The organism is Knoellia locipacati, from assembly GCF_007992835.1.
Lineage (GTDB): Bacteria > Actinomycetota > Actinomycetes > Actinomycetales > Dermatophilaceae > Knoellia > Knoellia locipacati.
On record NZ_BKBA01000008.1, the window covers coordinates 502,512 to 521,156 of the forward strand.

Annotated in this window: 18 protein-coding genes; 8 read left to right on the forward strand and 10 right to left on the reverse strand. The window is 70.1% G+C overall.

The features are described from left to right. Positions 1–20 precede the first annotated feature (20 nt). Entirely contained in the window at positions 21–1,211 is a 1,191-nt protein-coding gene (locus tag KLO01_RS10670; RefSeq protein ID WP_147064862.1) for a DNA recombination protein RmuC, read from the reverse strand. A gap of 54 nt (positions 1,212–1,265) precedes the next feature. Between KLO01_RS10670 and KLO01_RS10675 the strand changes: the two genes are divergently transcribed. The 3 genes from KLO01_RS10675 to ychF are packed head-to-tail and all read left to right on the forward strand — an operon-like array spanning position 1,266 to position 3,079. Next, entirely contained in the window at positions 1,266–1,760 is a 495-nt protein-coding gene (locus KLO01_RS10675; RefSeq protein WP_147064864.1) for an NUDIX domain-containing protein, read from the forward strand. After that, on the forward strand, positions 1,757–1,981 hold the full coding sequence (locus KLO01_RS10680) for a hypothetical protein (protein ID WP_147064866.1): 225 nt from the start codon (positions 1,757–1,759) through the stop codon (positions 1,979–1,981). The genes KLO01_RS10675 and KLO01_RS10680 overlap by 4 nt, the downstream gene beginning before the upstream one ends. Positions 1,982–1,993: 12 nt before the next feature. Next, on the forward strand, positions 1,994–3,079 hold the full coding sequence (ychF, locus tag KLO01_RS10685) for a redox-regulated ATPase YchF (protein WP_147064868.1): 1,086 nt from the start codon (positions 1,994–1,996) through the stop codon (positions 3,077–3,079). A 185-nt stretch (positions 3,080–3,264) separates the two neighbouring features. Here ychF and KLO01_RS10690 read toward each other — a convergent pair whose 3' ends face one another. Then, positions 3,265–3,483 carry a hypothetical protein gene (locus tag KLO01_RS10690; RefSeq protein ID WP_147064870.1) on the reverse strand — a complete coding sequence of 73 codons (219 nt, stop codon included), beginning with the start codon at positions 3,481–3,483 and terminating at the stop codon, positions 3,265–3,267. Between the two features lie 168 nt (positions 3,484–3,651). On the opposite strand from KLO01_RS10690, the gene KLO01_RS10695 reads away from it, so the two are divergent. From KLO01_RS10695 to malQ, 3 genes are all read left to right on the forward strand, one after another. After that, positions 3,652–4,035, forward strand: coding sequence for a DUF3311 domain-containing protein (locus KLO01_RS10695; protein ID WP_222611966.1), 384 nt, complete (start codon positions 3,652–3,654; stop codon positions 4,033–4,035). Then, positions 4,032–5,681, forward strand: a complete 1,650-nt coding sequence (gene mctP / locus KLO01_RS10700; RefSeq protein ID WP_147064872.1) for a monocarboxylate uptake permease MctP — start codon at positions 4,032–4,034, stop codon at positions 5,679–5,681. Before KLO01_RS10695 ends, mctP begins: the two co-directional genes overlap by 4 nt. A gap of 91 nt (positions 5,682–5,772) precedes the next feature. Continuing rightward, positions 5,773–7,911, forward strand: coding sequence for a 4-alpha-glucanotransferase (malQ, locus tag KLO01_RS10705; RefSeq protein ID WP_147064875.1), 2,139 nt, complete (start codon positions 5,773–5,775; stop codon positions 7,909–7,911). Positions 7,912–8,085: 174 nt separating this feature from the next. On the opposite strand, the gene KLO01_RS10710 is transcribed toward malQ, so the two are convergent. From KLO01_RS10710 to KLO01_RS10745, 8 genes are all read right to left on the reverse strand, one after another. Next, positions 8,086–8,808, reverse strand: coding sequence for a type 1 glutamine amidotransferase (locus KLO01_RS10710; protein ID WP_147064876.1), 723 nt, complete (start codon positions 8,806–8,808; stop codon positions 8,086–8,088). Continuing rightward, positions 8,808–9,530: a VIT1/CCC1 transporter family protein gene (locus tag KLO01_RS10715; protein WP_147064878.1), complete on the reverse strand. Its 723-nt coding sequence runs from the start codon at positions 9,528–9,530 to the stop codon at positions 8,808–8,810. The genes KLO01_RS10710 and KLO01_RS10715 overlap by 1 nt, the downstream gene beginning before the upstream one ends. Next, positions 9,523–9,831, reverse strand: a complete 309-nt coding sequence (locus KLO01_RS10720; RefSeq protein ID WP_147064880.1) for a 4a-hydroxytetrahydrobiopterin dehydratase — start codon at positions 9,829–9,831, stop codon at positions 9,523–9,525. Before KLO01_RS10720 ends, KLO01_RS10715 begins: the two co-directional genes overlap by 8 nt. Positions 9,832–9,997: 166 nt before the next feature. After that, the gene (locus tag KLO01_RS10725; RefSeq protein ID WP_147064882.1) at positions 9,998–11,194 is read right to left on the reverse strand and encodes an ABC transporter ATP-binding protein; all 1,197 of its coding nucleotides are present in this window, start codon (positions 11,192–11,194) and stop codon (positions 9,998–10,000) included. Further along, on the reverse strand, positions 11,191–12,264 hold the full coding sequence (locus tag KLO01_RS10730) for an ABC transporter ATP-binding protein (protein WP_147064884.1): 1,074 nt from the start codon (positions 12,262–12,264) through the stop codon (positions 11,191–11,193). The genes KLO01_RS10725 and KLO01_RS10730 overlap by 4 nt, the downstream gene beginning before the upstream one ends. Positions 12,265–12,271: 7 nt before the next feature. After that, positions 12,272–13,288, reverse strand: a complete 1,017-nt coding sequence (locus tag KLO01_RS10735) for an ABC transporter permease (RefSeq protein ID WP_147064886.1) — start codon at positions 13,286–13,288, stop codon at positions 12,272–12,274. A 5-nt stretch (positions 13,289–13,293) separates the two neighbouring features. Beyond that, positions 13,294–14,304 (reverse strand): ABC transporter permease, encoded by a 1,011-nt coding sequence (locus tag KLO01_RS10740; protein WP_147064889.1) that lies wholly within the window; start codon positions 14,302–14,304, stop codon positions 13,294–13,296. Between the two features lie 87 nt (positions 14,305–14,391). Then, a complete protein-coding gene (locus KLO01_RS10745; protein ID WP_147064891.1) occupies positions 14,392–16,062 on the reverse strand; it encodes an ABC transporter substrate-binding protein in 1,671 nt (556 codons plus the stop codon). Between the two features lie 193 nt (positions 16,063–16,255). On the opposite strand from KLO01_RS10745, the gene KLO01_RS10750 reads away from it, so the two are divergent. Beyond that, on the forward strand, positions 16,256–16,711 hold the full coding sequence (locus tag KLO01_RS10750) for a (deoxy)nucleoside triphosphate pyrophosphohydrolase (protein ID WP_147064892.1): 456 nt from the start codon (positions 16,256–16,258) through the stop codon (positions 16,709–16,711). Positions 16,712–16,736: 25 nt separating this feature from the next. Further along, a complete protein-coding gene (typA, locus tag KLO01_RS10755; RefSeq protein ID WP_147064895.1) occupies positions 16,737–18,638 on the forward strand; it encodes a translational GTPase TypA in 1,902 nt (633 codons plus the stop codon). The last annotated feature ends 7 nt before the right edge of the window (positions 18,639–18,645 follow it).

Here is an 18,645-nt window from a genome sequence, read left to right on the forward strand (position 1 = left end):
AACGCGGGATGTTCCGGGCCCTAGCCGGCGCGGGTGCCGGTCCCGTCGGTCGCTGCGGGCGGGTCGAGCAGCAGCTCGGCGCGACGATCCTCGGCGCCCACGACCTCGAGCAGCTCGACGGCGGTGAGCACCCGGGGCCCGGTCTCGACCGGGCCGAGGTCGGGGAGGTCGTCGGTGACGAGCTCGAGCTCCTGCATGCGCCGCGCGGTGACGAACACCCGGGACTCGAGCGCGCCGACGAACTGGTTGTAGCTCTCGACGGTGGCGTGCAGCGAGCGGCCCATCTTGGCGGCGTGGGTGCCGAGGGTGGCGAGACGTCGGTAGAGCTCCTGGCCCAGGGCGAGCAGCTCACGGGCGCTCGTCGAGAGCGAGTCCTGCTGCCACCCGAACGCGACGGTGCGCAGCAGCGCGAGCAGCGCACCCGGGCCCACGAGCACGACCTTGTCGGCCATGGCGCGCTCGTGCAGCCCGGGGTCGGCGGCGAGGGCCGCGGCGAGCATCGCGTCGCTCGGGACGAAGCAGACGACCATCTCGGGGGTGGCGTCGAACGCCGACCAGTAGTCCTTGGCGGCGAGCCCGTGGACGTGCTGGCGCAGCGCCCGGGCGTGGTCACGCAGGAGCTCGGCGCGCTCGTCGTCGGGCAGCTCCTCGGTCTGGGCGTCGAGGAACGCCGCCATCGGGGCCTTGGCGTCGATGACGAGCGCGCGGTCACCGGGCAGGCGCACGACGACGTCGGGCCTCACCTCCCGGTCGTGGCGGCTGCGGGCCCGGACCTGCTCCTCGAAGTCGCAGCGGGCGAGCATGCCCGACGCCTCCAGCACGCGACGCAGCTGGACCTCGCCCCACGAGCCACGCACCGACGACGAGCGCAGCGACCCGGCGAGGGACTGGGTCTGGCGGCCGAGCTGCTGGGCCTCGGACTCCACCCGGCCCATGACCGCGCGGATCGCGCCGAACTGCTCGACCCGGTCGCGCTCGAGCACGCCGACCTGGCGCTCCACCCGCCCGAGGGCGTCGCGCAGGGGAGCAAGGAGCGAGGCCGTCTCGAGGTCCTCGGCGAGCGAGGCCTCGAGGTCGAGCACCCGCTCGCGCAGCAGGTCGCGCTCGGTCGCCACGGAGGCCGCGCGGACGGCATACGCCTGCTTGAGGAGCAGGTATGCCGTCAGCGCACCGAGAAGGATGCCGCCCACCAACGCGATCCACGGGTTCATGGGCGACACCGTGCCACGCGGCGCCGACAGCGGGCCGCAGGCTAGCCTCGGCACATGGCTGACAGTGGGCGTTCGTTCATCCACGTCCTCAACGAACGGCTGCCGCGCAAGCGCAACATCGCCCAGGGGCTCCTTCGCAACGAGGACGGCGAGGTCCTGCTGTGCGAGCTCACCTACAAGTCGGAGTGGGACCTGCCCGGTGGGGTCGTCGACCCCCGGGAGTCGCCGGCAGCCTGCGTCGTCCGGGAGATCAGCGAGGAGCTCGGTGTGAGCGTCGGGATCGACGCACTGGTCACCGTCAACTGGCTGCCGCCGTGGCGTGGCTGGGACGACGCCGTGCTCTTCCTCTACGACCTCGGCACGGTGCCGCGCTCGTTCACGGACGACCTCACCCTGCTCAAGCGCGAGCTCAAGGCCGTGCACTGGGTGGCCCCGGAGGACGTCGCGGCGCACGTGGCGCCCTACAACGTGCGGATGCTGCAGCAGGTCCTGCAGGGCGAGCACGCGGCATACATGGAGAACAGCGAGATCCCCGGCGGGCTCGCGTGAGGGCGAGCGCCTTCTTCGGTGTGCTGGGCGCGATGCTCGTCGGTGCGTTCCTCCTCGTGTGGGTGGTCGTGTGCCTCGCCGCGCTCGTCTTCGCCCTCGTCGAGCGCAACGGCTCGGCCGCAGGGACCTACGCGCTCCTGCTCGCCGCAGGTCTCGCCGCGAGCCTCCTCGCGGGCTGGGCGTCGCGCCGGGTGGCACGGGCACGCGCCGCGCGCCACTAGACTCTTGTCCCCGTGGCACTCACCATCGGAATCGTCGGGCTCCCCAACGTCGGCAAGTCGACGATGTTCAACGCCCTGACCAAGAACAACGTCCTCGCCGCGAACTACCCGTTCGCGACCATCGAGCCCAACGTCGGCGTCGTCCCGCTGCCGGACTCGCGTCTCGAGCGGCTCGCGGAGATCCACGGGTCCGAGAAGATCCTGCCCGCGACCGTGTCGTTCGTCGACATCGCCGGCATCGTGCGCGGCGCCTCGGAGGGTGAGGGCCTCGGCAACAAGTTCCTCGCCAACATCCGTGAGGCCGACGCGATCTGCCAGGTCGTGCGCGCGTTCGAGGACGGCGACGTCGTCCACGTCGACGGCAAGGTCTCGCCGGAGTCGGACATCGAGACGATCCACACCGAGCTCATCCTCGCCGACCTCCAGACCCTCGAGAAGGCCGTCGTGCGCCTCGAGAAGGAGGCCCGGATCAAGAAGGAGTCCAAGCCGCTCCTCGAGAACGCGCTCGCCGCCCAGAAGGTCCTCGAGGAGGGCAAGACGCTGTATGCCGCGGGCGCGGCTGCCGGTGTCGACCTCGACGGGGCGCGTGGGCTGGGTCTGCTCACCACCAAGCCGTTCATCTACGTGTTCAACCTCGACGAGGACCAGCTGACCGACGCGGACCTGCAGTCGTCGCTGCGCGCGCTCGTCGCGCCTGCTGACGCGGTGTTCCTCAACGCCAAGCTCGAGATGGACCTCATGGACATGTCGCCCGAGGACGCGCAGGAGATGCTCGAGGGGTTCGGCGCCACCGAGTCCGGCCTCGACCAGCTCGCGCGCACCGGTTTCCACACCCTCGGGCTGCAGACCTACCTCACCGCAGGTCCCAAGGAGTCGCGCGCCTGGACCATCGGGCAGGGCTGGACCGCGCCGCAGGCCGCCGGTGTCATCCACACCGACTTCCAGCGCGGATTCATCAAGGCCGAGATCGTCTCCTTCGAGGACCTCGACTCGGCGGGGACGATGGCCGTGGCCAAGGCGGCGGGCAAGGTTCGTATGGAGGGCAAGGACTACGTCATGCAGGACGGCGACGTCGTGGAGTTCCGCTTCAACGTCTGACCTGCCGGTCCGTCTCGACGAGGTCCCACGGATCGCGGCATAGAGGTCGCGATCCGTGGGACCTTGTCTCGTTCAGTCGGCGAGCAGGGACCCGGCGGTGATGAGCTGGTACCCCCCACGGGCCACCGTCTCGGCGTCGCCGGCCATCCCGCCCGCACCGCCGGACGGCATACGGGAGTCCCTCGTCAGCGGTTGCGTGGGTGGTTCCTCGCCGTGCGCTCGTTGCCGTGCCGGTAGTTGCCGGTGACCCGCGCCATGAGCTCCTGGTCGTCGCCCGACTCCGCGTCCTCGACGAAGTCCGTGGCGCGACGCCCACGCAGCACCGTCGCCACCTGCCCGTGGTGCGTGATGACGACGCTGCCGTCCTTGCGCTCGGACCACTCGAAGCCGGAAGGGGTGCCCACGAGACGCAAGGTTCGCAGGACGGCATACGGGCATGCAACGGGGTTTGGGCTCCGAACTCGACACGAATCGAGGCGGCGCGTCCGTGTGACCTGGAGCACTCCGACCCCTAATGTTGCGCGGTGGTGCGCTCAACGGTGCCCGCATCCGAGACGAAAGAGGTTGTTCTCGTGGACGAACACGAGGTCGTGGACCATGACACGGTCCCACCCGCCAACAAGGGGCTGCTCGCTGCGGCCGGGGTGCTGCTGGCCATCCCGATCGTCGCGCTGATGTGGGTCAGCTCCTACAGCAAGATCGAGCCGAAGCTCTGGGGCTTCCCGTTCTTCATCTGGTACCAGTTCCTCTGGGTCTTCCTCTGCTCCGCGATGACCTGGACCGCCTACAAGCTCGTCCTCAAGGCGCGCCCGCACCGCCCGATGGGCGAGGCACAGCGACGCCCGCACCGCCCGCACGGCGGGCGTGGCCACCGTGGCGCAGCGACGATCGGTGACTCCACCGACGCCGACCTGCACGACGGACAGCCCTTCGACGCCGATGGAGGCCAGCGATGAGCAACGTCAACTGGACCGCCCTGGTCATCCTCGTGCTGCTCTTCGGCACGGTGACGATCATGGGCTTCATGGCCACGCGGTGGCGCCGCCCGACGAGCATGGAGTCGCTCGACGAGTGGGGCCTCGGCGGTCGCTCGTTCGGCACGTGGATCACGTGGTTCCTCCTCGGAGGTGACCTCTACACGGCATACACGTTCGTCGCCGTCCCGGCCGCGATGTTCGCGACGGGTGCCGTCGCGGGCTTCTTCGCCGTGCCCTACACGATCGTGCTCTACCCGATCATCTTCATCTTCATGGCGCGTCTGTGGTCGGTGAGCCACCGCCACGGCTACGTCACGCCGGCCGACTTCGTCAAGGGTCGCTACGGCAGCCGTCCGCTGTCGCTCGCGGTCGCCCTCACCGGCTTCCTCGCGACGATGCCCTACATCGCGCTCCAGCTCGTCGGCATCCAGGCCGTGCTCGAGGTCGTCGGGCTCGGCGGCGGGGACAACCTCCTCGCCAAGGACGCGCCGCTGTTCATCGCCTTCGCCCTGCTCGCGGCCTACACCTACAGCAGCGGCCTTCGCGCGCCCGCCGTGATCGCTTTCGTCAAGGACACGCTCATCTACCTCGTCATCATCGTCGCGATCATCTACCTGCCCTCCAAGGTCGGTGGCTGGGACGCGATCTTCAGCGCGGCCCAGGAGAAGATGGCCAAGCCGAGTGCGGCCGACCCGGCCAAGCCGACCGGCGCCTTCATCCCCGGCAGCCAGCAGATGTGGGCCTACGCGACCCTGGGCCTCGGCTCGGCGCTCGCGCTCTTCATGTACCCCCACTCGATCACCGCGAGCCTGTCGGCGAGCGGCCGCAACGTCATCCGGCGCAACGCGGCGATCCTGCCGGCGTACTCGTTCGTGCTCGGCCTCCTCGCCCTCCTCGGGTGGGTGGCCATCGCGGCCGGCACCAAGCCGATCGGCCTCGACGGCAAGCCCAACGCGCAGCTCGTCATCCCGCAGCTGTTCGAGGACATGTTCCCGAGCTGGTTCGCCGGCGTGGCGTTCGCGGCGATCGCCATCGGTGCGCTCGTGCCGGCGGCGATCATGTCGATCGCGGCGGCCAACACGTTCACCCGCAACATCTACAAGGAGTGGCTCAAGCCGGGCGCGACCCCCAAGCAGGAGGCCAAGGTCTCCAAGCTCGTCTCGCTCGTCGTCAAGGCGTTCGCGCTGGTCTTCGTGCTGCTGCTCGACAAGCAGAACGCGATCAACTTCCAGCTCCTCGGTGGCATCTGGATCCTCCAGACGTTCCCGACGATCGTCTTCGGCCTCTACACCCGCTGGTTCCACCGCTGGGGCCTGCTCGCGGGCTGGGCGGTGGGCATGGTCTACGGGACGTACACGGCATACAACGTCATCAACCCCGTGACCAAGGGCCACTTCGGCGGCTCGCTCAGCATGATCCCGGGGCTGGCGCAGCTGGGCTACATCGCGATGACGGCGTTCGTCATCAACGCCGTCATCGCCGTCGTCGTCAGCCTCGCCCTCAACCTCCTCAAGGTGCCGAACGGCGCCGACGAGACCATCAAGGGCGACTACTTCGCCGACGCGGGCGACCCGCGCGTCGAGAAGCTCGACGTCGGCGTCCACGAGACCACGGCCAGCCCGTGACCTGACCGGACCCGTCCACGACGAGGGGCGTCACCGCACACGCGGTGGCGCCCTTCGCCGGTCCGGGGTGGTGGGCAGGCAGGATGGGCGCGTGACCTCCACCGCGCCGTCCGCCGCCCTCGTCGAGCTCGCGCACGCCCATGGCGTCGCGACCGACTTCCACGACTGGCTCGGTGCGCACACGGTCATCTCGGAGACGACGCTGCGCACGATCCTGGGCGCGCTCGGTGTCGACGCCGGCTCGGAGGAGGCGGTCGCGGCCTCGCTCGCGGACGCCGAGAACCGTCCGTGGCGGCGCACCCTTCCCGCAACCGTCGTATGCCGTGAGGGCTGGACCCCGTGGGTCCTCGCCCACGTGCCCCACGGGGGAGCGGTGCGCCTCACCGTCGAGCTCGAGGACGGTGGCACGCGGGAGGTCGCGCAGGTTGATCGCTGGGTCGACCCGCGCGTCGTCGACGGGCGCGAGATCGGCGAGGCGACGTTCGAGCTGCCTGGCGACCTCCCCACCGGGTGGCACCGGATCGTCGCCCACCTCGACCAGGCGCCGGTGGCGGAGGGGACCGAGACGGCGACCCTCGTCGTCACGCCGCAACGCCTCGAGCTGCCCGAGGTCGTGCGCCACGGCGGCGTCACCGGACTCATGACGCAGATCTACCAGGTTCGCTCGGCGCAGTCCTGGGGCGTCGGTGACCTCGGTGACCTCGGTGAGCTCGCCTCGTGGGCCGCGACCGACCTCGGCGCCGAGTTCGTGCTCGTCAACCCGCTGCACGCAGCCGAGCCGATCGCGCCGATGGAGGCGTCGCCCTACCTCCCGACGACGCGTCGCTTCGTCAACCCGCTCTACCTGCGGATCTCCGACATCCCCGAGACGGTGCGGCTCGACGACGCCGACCGGGCCCGGGTCGACGCCATCGCCGAGTCCGTCCGCGCGCTCGACACCTCCGACACGATCGACCGCGACGCCGCCTGGGCGGCGAAACGTGAGGCGCTCGGACTCGTCCACGCCCTCGGGCTCGAGGGGCGTCGGGCCCGTGACTTCGAGCGCTTCCGGGAGCGCGAGGGCGACGGCCTCACGACGTTCGCCACGTGGTGCGCGCTCGCGGAGCGGCACGGACTGCCGTGGACCCAGTGGCCGGTCGAGCTGCACGACCCGCACTCCCCGGCCGTCGCCGAGTTCGCGGAGGCGCAGCACGACCTCGTGCAGTTCCACATGTGGCTGCAGTGGCTGCTCGACCGCCAGCTCGGCGAGGTGCAGCGCGAGGCGAAGGACGCCGGCATGTCGCTCGGCGTCGTCCACGACCTCGCCGTCGGTGTCCACCCCCACGGGGCCGACTCGTGGGGGCTCGCCGGCGCCCTCGCCACGGGCGTCACCGTCGGAGCACCGCCGGACCAGTTCAACCAGCTCGGCCAGAACTGGTCGCAGCCGCCGTGGCACCCAGAGCGCCTCGCCGAGCTCGGCTACTCACCGTTCCGCGACATGGTCCGCACCGTCCTGCGTGACTCCGGCGGCATCCGCGTCGACCACGTCATCGGTCTCTTCCGGCTCTGGTGGATCCCGCAGGGCGAGGGCCTCACGCCCGCCGACGGCACCTACGTCACCTACGACCACGAGGCCCTCATCGGGATCCTCTGTCTCGAGGCCCAGCGCGCCGGCGCCGTCGTCATCGGCGAGGACCTCGGCGTCGTCCCGGCCAACGCCCGCGACTACCTCCACGAGCGAGGCGTCCTCGGCACGAGCATCATGTGGTTCGAGAACACCGACGACGCCCCCACCCCGCCCGAGGACTACCGCGAGCTGTGCCTGTCGTCGGTGACGACACACGACCTCCCGCCGACGGCCGGCTTCCTCGCCCTCGAGCACGTCGCGATCCGACAGCGGCTGGGGCTGCTCACCCGCCCGGTCGAGGAGGAGCGCGCCCACGAGGAGCAGTCCATCGCCAAGGTCCGCGACGCCCTCGTCGCCCGCGGCTGGCTCGAGCCCGGCGCCGGTCCGTCCTCCGTGGTCGAGGCGATGCACCGCTGGATCGGCCACACCCCGAGCGTGCTGCGCGCCGTCTCGCTCTCGGACGTCGTCGGCGACCGCCGCGCCATCAACCAGCCGGGCACCGAGGACGAGTACCCCAACTGGCGCCTGCCGCTCGCAGGCCCCGACGGCCAGCCGCTCTCGCTCGAGGACGCCATGCAGTCGGCGCTCGCCGAGCCCCTGTTCCGCGCCACCGACGGCGACTGAGCGCCGCTCCACGCAGGACCTCGCGTCGGGTCGCCCCTCGCGTCCCGCGGGCTGGCGTCGCCCCTCGCGTCCGCGGGCTGGGGTCGCCCCTCGCGTCCGCGGGCTGGGGTCGCCCCTCGCGTCACGCGGAACGCGAGGGGCACAGGCGCGTGGAGCCGGGGGTTCACCAGCGCGTCACGCGGAACGCGAGGGGCACAGGCGAACGACCGCTGCGAAGGCGTCGGCGACGGCATACCCGGTGGTGCGGTTGGCCTCGCGTCGGGACTCCATCTGCGCGAGCCAGGTCGCGGGGGAGTCGGGGGCCTCGTGGGGCTCGGGTCGGAAGTCGGTCATCCAACCCTCGAAGATCTCCGGCGTCGTCTCCGGGTGGAACTGGACACCCCAGGCGCGAGGGCCGAAACGGGCGGCCTGCACGGAGCCGTCGGGTGCGGTCGCGAGGCGTTCGGCGCCGTCGGGGAGCCGGCTCACGACGTCGCCGTTGTAGTGCACGACGTCACGCCCCGACAGGCCGCCGAGGAGCGGGTCCGCGTCGCCGTCAGCGGTGAGGGACAGCGGAAACAGCCCGCTCGTGCGGCCGCGCGGGTTGAGCACGACCTCGCCGCCGAGGGCGGACACCATGAGCTGGTGGCCCAGGCAGACGCCGAGCGTCGGCACGCCCTGCGCCACGGCTGCGCGCAGCAGCGCCTTGGTCGGCGCGAGCCAGGGGTACGTCTCGTCCTCGTCGGCGTTCATCGCGCCACCGAGGACGACGAGCGCGTCGTGCTCGAGCCGGGTCGGGACGGTCTCGAACAGGTCGCCGCGCACGGTGTCGGCGGTGATGCCGAGCTGGGTCCAGCGCTCGGTGAGCCAACCGCCGGGTGCCTCGGGCTCGTGCTGGACGACGAGGAACCTCGTCATCAGACCTGCGTGCCCACGAGCGAGCCGATGGCATAGGTGACGGCCATGGCCAGGATGCCGCCGAAGACGTTGCGGCGCACCGCCGGTGGGATCGGGGCGCCACCGAGCCGGGCGCTCGCCCAACCGGTGAGGAACAGTGCGACGACGACCGCGGCGACGGTGACGGGAACCCGGGCGGAGACGCCCGAGAGCACGATCGCGACGAGCGGGATGAGGGCGCCGATGGTGAACGCGATGAACGAGGCCCAGGCGGCGTGCCACGGCTTGGTCAGGGCCTCCGGGTCGATGCCCAGCTCGGTCTCGGCGTGGGCGGCCAGGGCGTCGTGGGCGGTGAGCTGGACCGCGACCTCCTGCGCCAGCTCCGTGCTGAGCCCCTTGGCCTCGTAGAGCTCGGCCAGCTCCTGGAGCTCGGCCTCGGGCTCCTCGCGCAGCTCACGCCGCTCCTTGGCGAGCAGGGCGATCTCGGCGTCGCGCTGGGTGCTCACCGAGACGTACTCGCCGACGGCCATGCTCATGGCGCCGGCGGCGAGACCCGCGAGCCCGGCGGTGAGGATCGCGCCGCGGTCGCTCGTCGCGGCGGCGACGCCGATGACGAGGCCGGCGGTCGAGACGATGCCGTCGCCGGCGCCGAGGACGCCGGCGCGCAGCCAGTTGAGGCGTGCGCCGAAGGACTGGTCGTGGGGCTCGTCGTGCTCGACGAGGACCTCTGCGGGCTCAGCCATCGATGACGACCCCGTGACGACGGGCGATCTCGATGATCCGGTGGGCCTGCTCGATGTCGAGCTGGGTGAGACCACCGGCGTCGTGCGTGGTGAGCAGCCACGAGGTGGTGCGCCACCGGATGTCGATGTCCGGGTGGTGGTTCATCTCCTCGGCGACCTCGGCGGCCTCGCCGACGATCGCGATAGCAGCAGGGAAGTCCGGGGCCTCGATGGTTGCGACGATGGCGTCGCCCTCGCGGGTCCACAGGGGGAGGTCGGCGAGCTGGCGCTCGATCTCCTCGTCGGTCAGCTGACGGCTCATGGTCCCAGCCTGTCCCTCGCGGCGGCGACCGTCCAGCAAGGCGCGCCTACCCGAAGCGACGGGTGCGGGGTGGCCGCGCCCCGAGAGGACGGCATACGGGCTCTCGTATGCCGTGAGGCCGGCTCCGCGGATGCGGAACCGACCTCACCGGGCGAGCGGCGCCTGCTCAGAGGGCCTCGGAGATCGACGCCGGGCCCATGAGGGACGCGTCGCCGTCGAGGAGGTCGCTGAGGTCGGTCGCCTGCGGGGCCACCTCGTGCGGGGTGATCTCGCCGGCCTCGATCTGCTCGGTCCAGTGGCACGCCACGCGGTGGCTCTGGCCGACGCCGGGGATCTCGGGGACGCGGAGCACCGGGCGCTCGGTGTCGCACTTGGTCTCCTGGCGCCACGGGCACCGCGTGTGGAACCGGCAGCCCGTCGGCGGGTGCGACGGCGAGGGCAGGTCGCCGGTGAGCAGGATCTGCTCGCGGCGGTCCTCGATGACCGGGTCCGGCACCGGCACCGCGGACATGAGCGCCCGGGTGTAGGGGTGCAGGGGAGCGGCATAGAGGTCGTCGGCCTCCGCCTCCTCGGCGAGCGCCCCGAGGTACATGACGCCGATCCGGTCGCTGATGTGGCGGACGACGGCGAGGTCGTGCGCCACGACGAGGTAGGTCAGTCCGAACTCATCCTGGAGGTCCTCGAGGAGGTTGATGACCTGCGCCTGCACCGACACGTCGAGGGCAGACACCGGCTCGTCCGCGACGATGAGCTTGGGGTTGACCGACAGCGCGCGGGCGATGCCGATGCGCTGTCGCTGGCCACCCGAGAACTCGTGCGGATACTTCGCCAACGCGGCCTCGGGGAGTCCCACCGCGTTGAGCAGCTCGACGAGCCGCGGCCGCGCCTCCTTGGCGTTCTTGGCAATGCCGTGCGCCTTCATGCCCTCGAAGAGCAGGGACTCGACCGACTGGCGTGGGTCGAGGCTCGACAGCGGGTCCTGGAAGACCATCTGGATGTCCTGGCGCTTCTTGCGCAGCTCCTCGCCCTTGAGGGTCGCGATGTCGACCCCGTCGAAGACCACCGACCCGTCGGTCGGCGGCTCGAGGTTGAGGATCGCGCGACCGAGCGTGGACTTGCCACACCCGGACTCGCCGACGAGGCCGTAGGTCTCACCCCGACGGATCTGCAGGTCGACGCCGTCCACGGCGTAGACGTGGCCGATCGTCTTGTCGAAGATCACGCCCCGCTTGATCGGGAAGTGCACCTTGACGCCCTTGGCGTCGACGAGGACGTCACTGCCGTCGTATGCCGTGCGCTCCGTCTCCGCGGGAGCCGTCGCCTTCTCGTCCGGCTGCGTGGGCTCGCTGGTCGGGTCGGTCATCGGGACACCTCCACGGGGTTGAAGCAGCGCAGGGCACGCTGGTGGTGCTCCTCGAGCTCGGGCATCTTCTGCGTGCAGACCTCGATCGGCTGCGAGCAGCGCGGGGCGAACGCGCAGGCGCTCGTCCACGGCAGGTTGTCCGACACCGAGCCCGGGATCGGCACGAGCCGCTGTCCGCGCGGGGCGTCCATGCGGGGGATCGAGGCGAGCAGGCCGTTGGTGTAGGGATGGCGCGGCTGCGCGAAGAGGTCGTGCCGGTCACCACGCTCGACGATGCGGCCGCCGTAGAGCACGTTGACCTCGTCGCAGAGCCCGGCGACGACACCGAGGTCGTGCGTGATCATGACGAGGGCCGTGCCGGTCTCCTCGACGAGCTCCTTGAGCAGGGCGAGGATCTGGGCCTGGATGGTGACGTCGAGCGCGGTGGTCGGCTCGTCGGCGATGAGCAGCCTCGGCTGGCAGGCCAGCGCGATGGCGATGAGCGCGCGCTGGCGCATGCCGCCCGAGAGCTGGTGCGGGTAGTCCCTGAGCCGCCGGTCCGGGTCGGGGATCCCGACCCGGTCGAGCAGCTCGCGCGCGACGGGCGTGGCCGCCTTGCGGGACATGCCGCGGTGCCTCTCGAGGACCTCGGTGACCTGGAGGCCGATGGGGATGACCGGGTTGAGCGAGGACAGCGGGTCCTGGAAGACCATCGCGATGTCCTTGCCCCGCTTGTCCCGCATCTGCTGGTCGGACAGCTCGAGGAGGTTGGTGCCCTCGTAGTCGACGGTGCCACTGACCTTGTTGCCGCGCTCGGGCAACAGGCCCATGATCGCGAGCGAGGTCACGGACTTGCCGCAACCGGACTCGCCGACCAGACCCACGGTCTGGCCGGGGTGGACGTCGAAGGACACGCCCTGGACGGCCTCGAAGGGCTCGGCTCCCTGGCGCTGGAACGTCACCCGCAGGTCACGCACCCTGAGCAGTGGCTCGCTGCCGCCCTCGCGCCAGCGGCGCGCCTTGTCACGGTCGGCGACGTTGGTCGTGTCCGTGCCCGGGTCGGTCGTACTCGATGCAGTTGCGTTGCTCATGCGCGGATCACCTCCGGCTCTTGGGGTCGAGGGCCTCGCGCAGCGACTCGCCCATGAGGGTGAAGCCGAGCGCGACGACGATGATGCACGCCGCCGGGTAGAAGGCGAGGTGCGGGTAGTCCTGGATGAGGCCTTGGGCAGCGCCGAGCATCTGGCCCCACTCGGGCTGGCGGTCGTCGGGGTTGCCGAGCCCGAGGAACGACAGCGCAGCGGCGTCGATGATCGAGGTCGCGAGGACCAGGGTCGACTGGACGATGACCGGCCCGAGCGAGTTGGGCAGCATGTGCCGGAACACGATGGAGCTCTGCTTCACACCGAGGGCCCGTGCGGCCAGCACGTGGTCGCTGCCGCGTTGCGCGAGCATGGACCCGCGCAGGAGCCGGGCGAAGATCGGCACCTGCACGGTCGCGATGGCGATGATGACCGTCCACTGCGACGGCTTCGGGGCGAGGGCAGCGATCGACACGGCGAGCAGCAGCGACGGCACCGAGAGCATGACGTCGACGACGCGCATGACGAGCGAGTCGACCCAGCCGCCGAAGGCGCCGGCGAGGGTGCCGAGCGCGATGCCGCCGGTGAGGCCGAAGAGCGTCGCGAAGACGCCGACGATGAGCGTCTGCCGGGCGCCGACGATGAGCCGCGACAGCAGGTCGCGCCCGAACTCGTCCGAACCCAGCGGCGACCCGGACATGGGCCCGGGGATGTTGCCGGGGGTGAGGTTCTCGAGCAGCTGGGGCAGACGTTTGCTCGCGTCGTGCGGGGCGATCAGGGGCGCGAAGAGCGCGAGCAGGACGAAGACCACGGTGATGGCAGCGCCGATGAGGAAGACCGGGTTGCGGCGCAGGCGGCTCCAGGCGCTCGCGATGAGCGAGACGCCACCGGTGTCCTTGACCTTGCCGGCCGCACCGACGTGGACGTCCTTGACGGCGGTGGCCGTTGCACCGGAGCCGCCGGCGGTCTGCGCCAAGGAGTCGATGCGGTCCTTCTTCGCGTTCGGGCGTGGATCCATGGGGGAGGGGGTCATCGCGGTCACCTCGTCCGGACTCGGGGGTCAATGACGGCATACATGATGTCGACCAGCAGGTTGACCAGCACATAGATGGCAGCGGCCGCGAGGATGAGAACCTGCAGCACGGGGTAGTCCCGGCGTTCGAACGACAGGGCCAGGGCCTCGCCCAGTCCACCGAACGAGAACACACGCTCGGTGAGGACCGCCCCGGCGAGCAGGGCGCCGATCTGGAGCCCGATCGTCGTCGTCACCGGGAGCATCGCGTTCCGCAGGATGTGGCGACCGCGGATGACCCGGTTGGTGAGGCCCTTGGACTCGGCGGTGCGGATGTAGTCCTCGTCGAGGACGTCGAGCACTGAGGCGCGGGTGATCCGGAAGATCACCGCGAACGGGATGCTCGCGAGGGCGATCGAGGGCAGGACGAGGTGCTTGAGCGCGTCCCACGACGCGTCGAACTCACGGGTGATCAGGCCGTCGATGACGAAGAAGCCGGTGACCCGGGTCGCGTCGACGTCGCCGGACTGGCGACCGGAGACGGGCAGCCAGCCGAGCTTGATCGCGAAGACGTACTTGAGCAGGAACGCGAGGAAGAAGACCGGGATCGCGATCCCCACGAGCGAGAAGATCACCGACGCGTTGTCGAGGAGGCTCGCGCGGCGGCGGGCGGCGAAGTAGCCGAGCGGGATGCCCAGCGCGATCGCGATGAGCATCGCGAAGAAGCTCAGCTCGATCGTCGCGGGGAGCCGCTGGAAGAAGATGGTCAGCGCGTCGGTGCCGGGGAGCACGCTGGTCGAGGGGCCGAAGTCGCCCTGGAGCACGCGACCGACGAACTTGCCGTACTGGACCCAGATCGGCTGGTCCAGACCGAACTGCGCCTCCATGGCGGCGCGGGACTGCGGGGTGGCGCGCTCACCGAGGATCGCCGAGACGGTCCCTCCGGGTAGGGAGCGCAGCCACAGGAACAACAACAACGACAGGACGACGAGCACGCCGACCATCTGCACCAGGCGTCTGACGATGAACCTCAGCACGAGTTCCTCCTTGCATCATGGCGGTGGCCGCCCCGGCGATCCTTCGCCGGGACGGCCACCTCCGTCAACGGTTGAGAGCGGTCAGGCTCACTTGCCGCCGACGGTCACACCACTGAACTCCTCCGCGGTGAGCGGCGAGGCGACGATGCCCTCGACGCCCTCACCGACGACGAGCGCCGGCGGGGAGTGGCTGATCGCCAGAGCCGGGAGGTACTCCTCCTGGATCTGCTGGTTGAGCTTCTCGTACGCCTTGTCGCGCTCGGTCTCGTCGACGATCGAGTCCGCCTTGGCGAGGTCGGCGACGAGGGTCGGGCCGAAGGACTGCTTCGCGAGACCGAAGTTGTTGGCGTCCATGTTGCCGAAGAAGGTGCCGATGAAGTTGGCCGCCGAGTCGTAGTCGCCGGTCCACCCGAGGAGGAACGCGTCGAAGGCGTTGGCGTCGACACCGTCGAGGTAGCCACCGTTCCACGGCTTGGTGACCGTGTTGACCTTGATGCCGGCGGCCTCGAGGTCACCCGCCATCGCCTGGTAGAGCTTCTGCGGGTTGGGCATGTACGGACGCGACACCTCGGAGGGGTACGCGAACGTGAGCGTGAGGCCACCTGCTGCGGTGATGGCTGCCTTGGCCGCTGCCGGGTCGTACTTCACGGCCTCGAGCGACTTGTTGTAGCCGCTCACGGTGTCGGGCATCATCTGGGTCGCGACCTTGGCGCCCTCGGGGAGCTGGGTCTTGACGAGCTCGTCGCGGTTGAGGGCCTGGTAGATGGCCTTGCGGACCTTGATGTCGGTGAGTTTCGGGTTCTTGGTGGGGTTGAGGCCCATGTAGAACACGTTGAAGGGCTTGCGGACCTCGACCTTGTTGCCTGCGGACTCCAGGCCCTTCCAGTCAGCGGGGTTCGGCAGGTCGTAGCCGTTGATGCTCTTGGCCTCGAGCTCCTGACGACGGGTGCTCTCGTCGGGGATGATCTTGAAGACGACCTTGGCGTTCTTGGCCTTGTCGCCCCAGTAGTCGTCGTTGCGCACGAGCGTGACCGTCTTGTTGGCCTCGTCGTACTTGTCGAGCTTGTAGGGGCCCGTGCCGACCGCAGCCTTGGAGTAGGCGGGGTAGGTGAAGCCCTCGCCCTGGGCGACGACGTCGTTGGCCTTGCCCGCGTCCATCGCCTTGGGCGACTGCATCGAGAGGGCGTCCAGCGAGAGGAAGGTCGGGAACCCGGAGGTCGGGCGCGTGACGGAGAGGACCACCGTCTTCTCGTCCTTGACCTCGCAGCCCTTGTAGAGGGACTCCGCGGCCTTGGCCTTGAACGCACCGAAGGTCGTCGCCCAGTACTCGGCGGCGACCTGGCCGGCCGGGTTCTGGTCGAACATGCGGGTGAAGTTCTTGCACACGGCGTCGGCGTTGAACGGCTCGCCGTCGGTGAACTTCACGCCCTCACGCAGGGTGAAGGTCCAGTTGGTGCCGGAGGCGTCCGGCTCCCACTTCTCGGCGAGCTCGGGCTCGACCTCGGCGCTTCCGGCCTTGATGCCGACGAGACCCTCGAACATCTGGCGGGTCACGCGGAAGGTCTCGCCGTCGGTGGCGTAGAAGGGGTCCATCACCTTGGGAGCGCCGGCGGCGCCGAAGGTGAACGTGGACGTGCCGCCCCCGGAGGAGCCGGAGTCCGACCCGGAGTCGTCACGGTCGGACTGGGCGCAGGCCGTCAGGGCCAGCGCTGCAACCGTCAGCACGGCGAACGGCGTCGCCTTGCGCTTGAACGTCATCGATACCTCGCTTGGATGTGCGAACCTCGGAGCCACGGTTGGCCCCCGGAGGGTGGTGCGACCAGGCAGTCGGGCACGGGTGTCGTGCTTCGCTGCTACGGACGGGTTGACCCTAGCGACATTCATCGCCGTCTCGACCGCACACTGGATTTGTTTATCGGAGTGAGACCCGGGACCGGGAAGGATTCGCGGCATGCCCCTGGACGAGCCGAACGACCCCGTCGAGGTCGTCGCCGCCGCCCTCGTCGACGACCTCGCGGAGCCGACCCGGCTGCTCGCCGCGAGACGGACCGAACCACCGGCGCTCGCGGGTGGCTGGGAGCTCCCCGGCGGCAAGGTGGACCCGGGGGAGGAGGCGGTCGAGGCGCTGCACCGCGAGCTCCGCGAGGAGCTCGGTGTCGAGGTCGCCGTCGGCGACCGGGTGGACGGCCCGCTGGCGCGCGGACGCTGGCCGCTGGGCACGGCATACGCGATGACCGTGCACCTCGCGGTGGTGACCGAGGGCACCCCCGAGCCCATCGAGGACCACGACGCGCTGCGCTGGCTCACGGCGGAGGACCTGTATGCCGTGCCGTGGCTCCCGGGCGACCTCCCGATCGTCGACGCGCTGGCCGCGCGCATGGCGGTTCCCCGCCGTTTTCGTCCCTGAGCGAAATCCTGAGAGAATGGGCATCATGCCCATCACTACACGCGACGACATCAGAAACGTCGCGATCGTCGCGCACGTCGACCACGGAAAGACCACGCTGGTCGACAAGATGCTCTGGGAGGCCGGCGCCTTCGAGGCCCGAGCCACCGTCGAGTCCACCGGCGAACGCGTCATGGACTCCGGTGACCTGGAGCGTGAGAAGGGGATCACGATCCTCGCCAAGAACACCGCGGTGCACTACGCGGGCAAGGCGGCGGCCGACGCCGGTCTCACCGACGGCCTGACGATCAACATCATCGACACCCCCGGTCACGCCGACTTCGGTGGCGAGGTCGAGCGCGGCCTGTCCATGGTCGACGGCGTCGTCCTCCTCGTCGACGCGTCCGAGGGCCCGCTGCCCCAGACGCGCTTCGTCCTGCGCAAGGCGCTCGCCGCCAAGATGCCGGTGATCCTCTGCATCAACAAGGTCGACCGCCCCGACTCCCGCATCCAGGAGGTCGTCGACGAGGTCTACGAGCTCTTCATGGACCTCGAGGCGACCGAGGACCAGATCGAGTTCCCCATCGTCTACGCCTCCGCCAAGAACGGCCGCGCCTCGATGGAGCGCCCGGACAACGGTGGCCTGCCCGACGGTGAGGACCTCACCGCCCTCTTCCAGACGATCATCGACACCATCCCCGCGCCGACCTACGACACCGAGGCGCCCCTGCAGGCGCACGTCACCAACCTCGACGCGTCGAACTTCCTGGGTCGTCTCGCCCTGCTCCGCGTCTTCAACGGCGAGATCAAGAAGGGCCAGCAGGTGGCGTGGTGCAAGCACGACGGCACCATCGAGCGCGTCAAGATCACCGAGCTGCTCATGACCGAGGCCCTCGAGCGCAAGCCGCTCGAGGAGGGCAAGTCGGCCCGCCCCGGTGACATCATCGCCATCGCCGGCATCCCCGACATCATGATCGGCGACACCATCGCCGACGCCGAGAACCCCGTCGCGCTCCCGATCATCACCGTCGACGAGCCCGCCATCTCGATGACCATCGGCACCAACACCAGCCCGATGGTCGGCAAGGTCCGCGGCTCCAAGGTCACGGCCCGCATGGTCAAGGACCGCCTCGACAAGGAGCTCGTCGGCAACGTCTCGCTCCGCGTCCTGCCCACCGAGCGCCCCGACGCCTGGGAGGTCCAGGGACGTGGCGAGCTCGCGCTGGCCATCCTCGTCGAGCAGATGAAGCGTGAGGGCTTCGAACTCACCGTCGGCAAGCCGCAGGTGGTCACGCAGCAGATCGACGGCAAGCTCCACGAGCCCGTCGAGCGCCTCACGATCGACACCCCGGACGAGTACCTCGGTGCCATCACCCAGCTCCTCGCCGCGCGCAAGGGCCGCATGGAGCAGATGACCAACCACGGCACCGGCTGGGTCCGCATGGAGTTCCTCGTCCCCTCGCGTGGCCTCATCGGCTTCCGCACGCAGTTCCTCACCGACACCCGTGGCGCCGGCATCGCGCACCACGTCTTCGAGGACTACGAGCCGTGGTTCGGCACCATCACGACCCGCACCTCGGGGTCGCTCGTCGCCGACCGCACCGGCCCGGTCACCGCCTACTCGATGGTCAACCTCCAGGAGCGCGGCACGCTGTTCGTCGAGCCGTCGACCGAGGTCTACGAGGGCATGATCGTCGGCGAGAACTCGCGCGCCGACGACATGGACGTCAACATCACCAAGGAGAAGAAGCTCACCAACGTGCGCGCCTCCTCCGCCGACAACTTCGAGAAGGTCGTCCCGCCGCGGCGCCTGACCCTCGAGCAGGCCCTGGAGTTCTGCCGTGAGGACGAGTGTGTCGAGGTGACCCCGGAGGCCGTGCGCATCCGCAAGGTCGAGCTCGACCAGACCGTGCGTGGCCGTTCGGCCTCGCGGGCCCGCAAGAACTGAGGCGTCG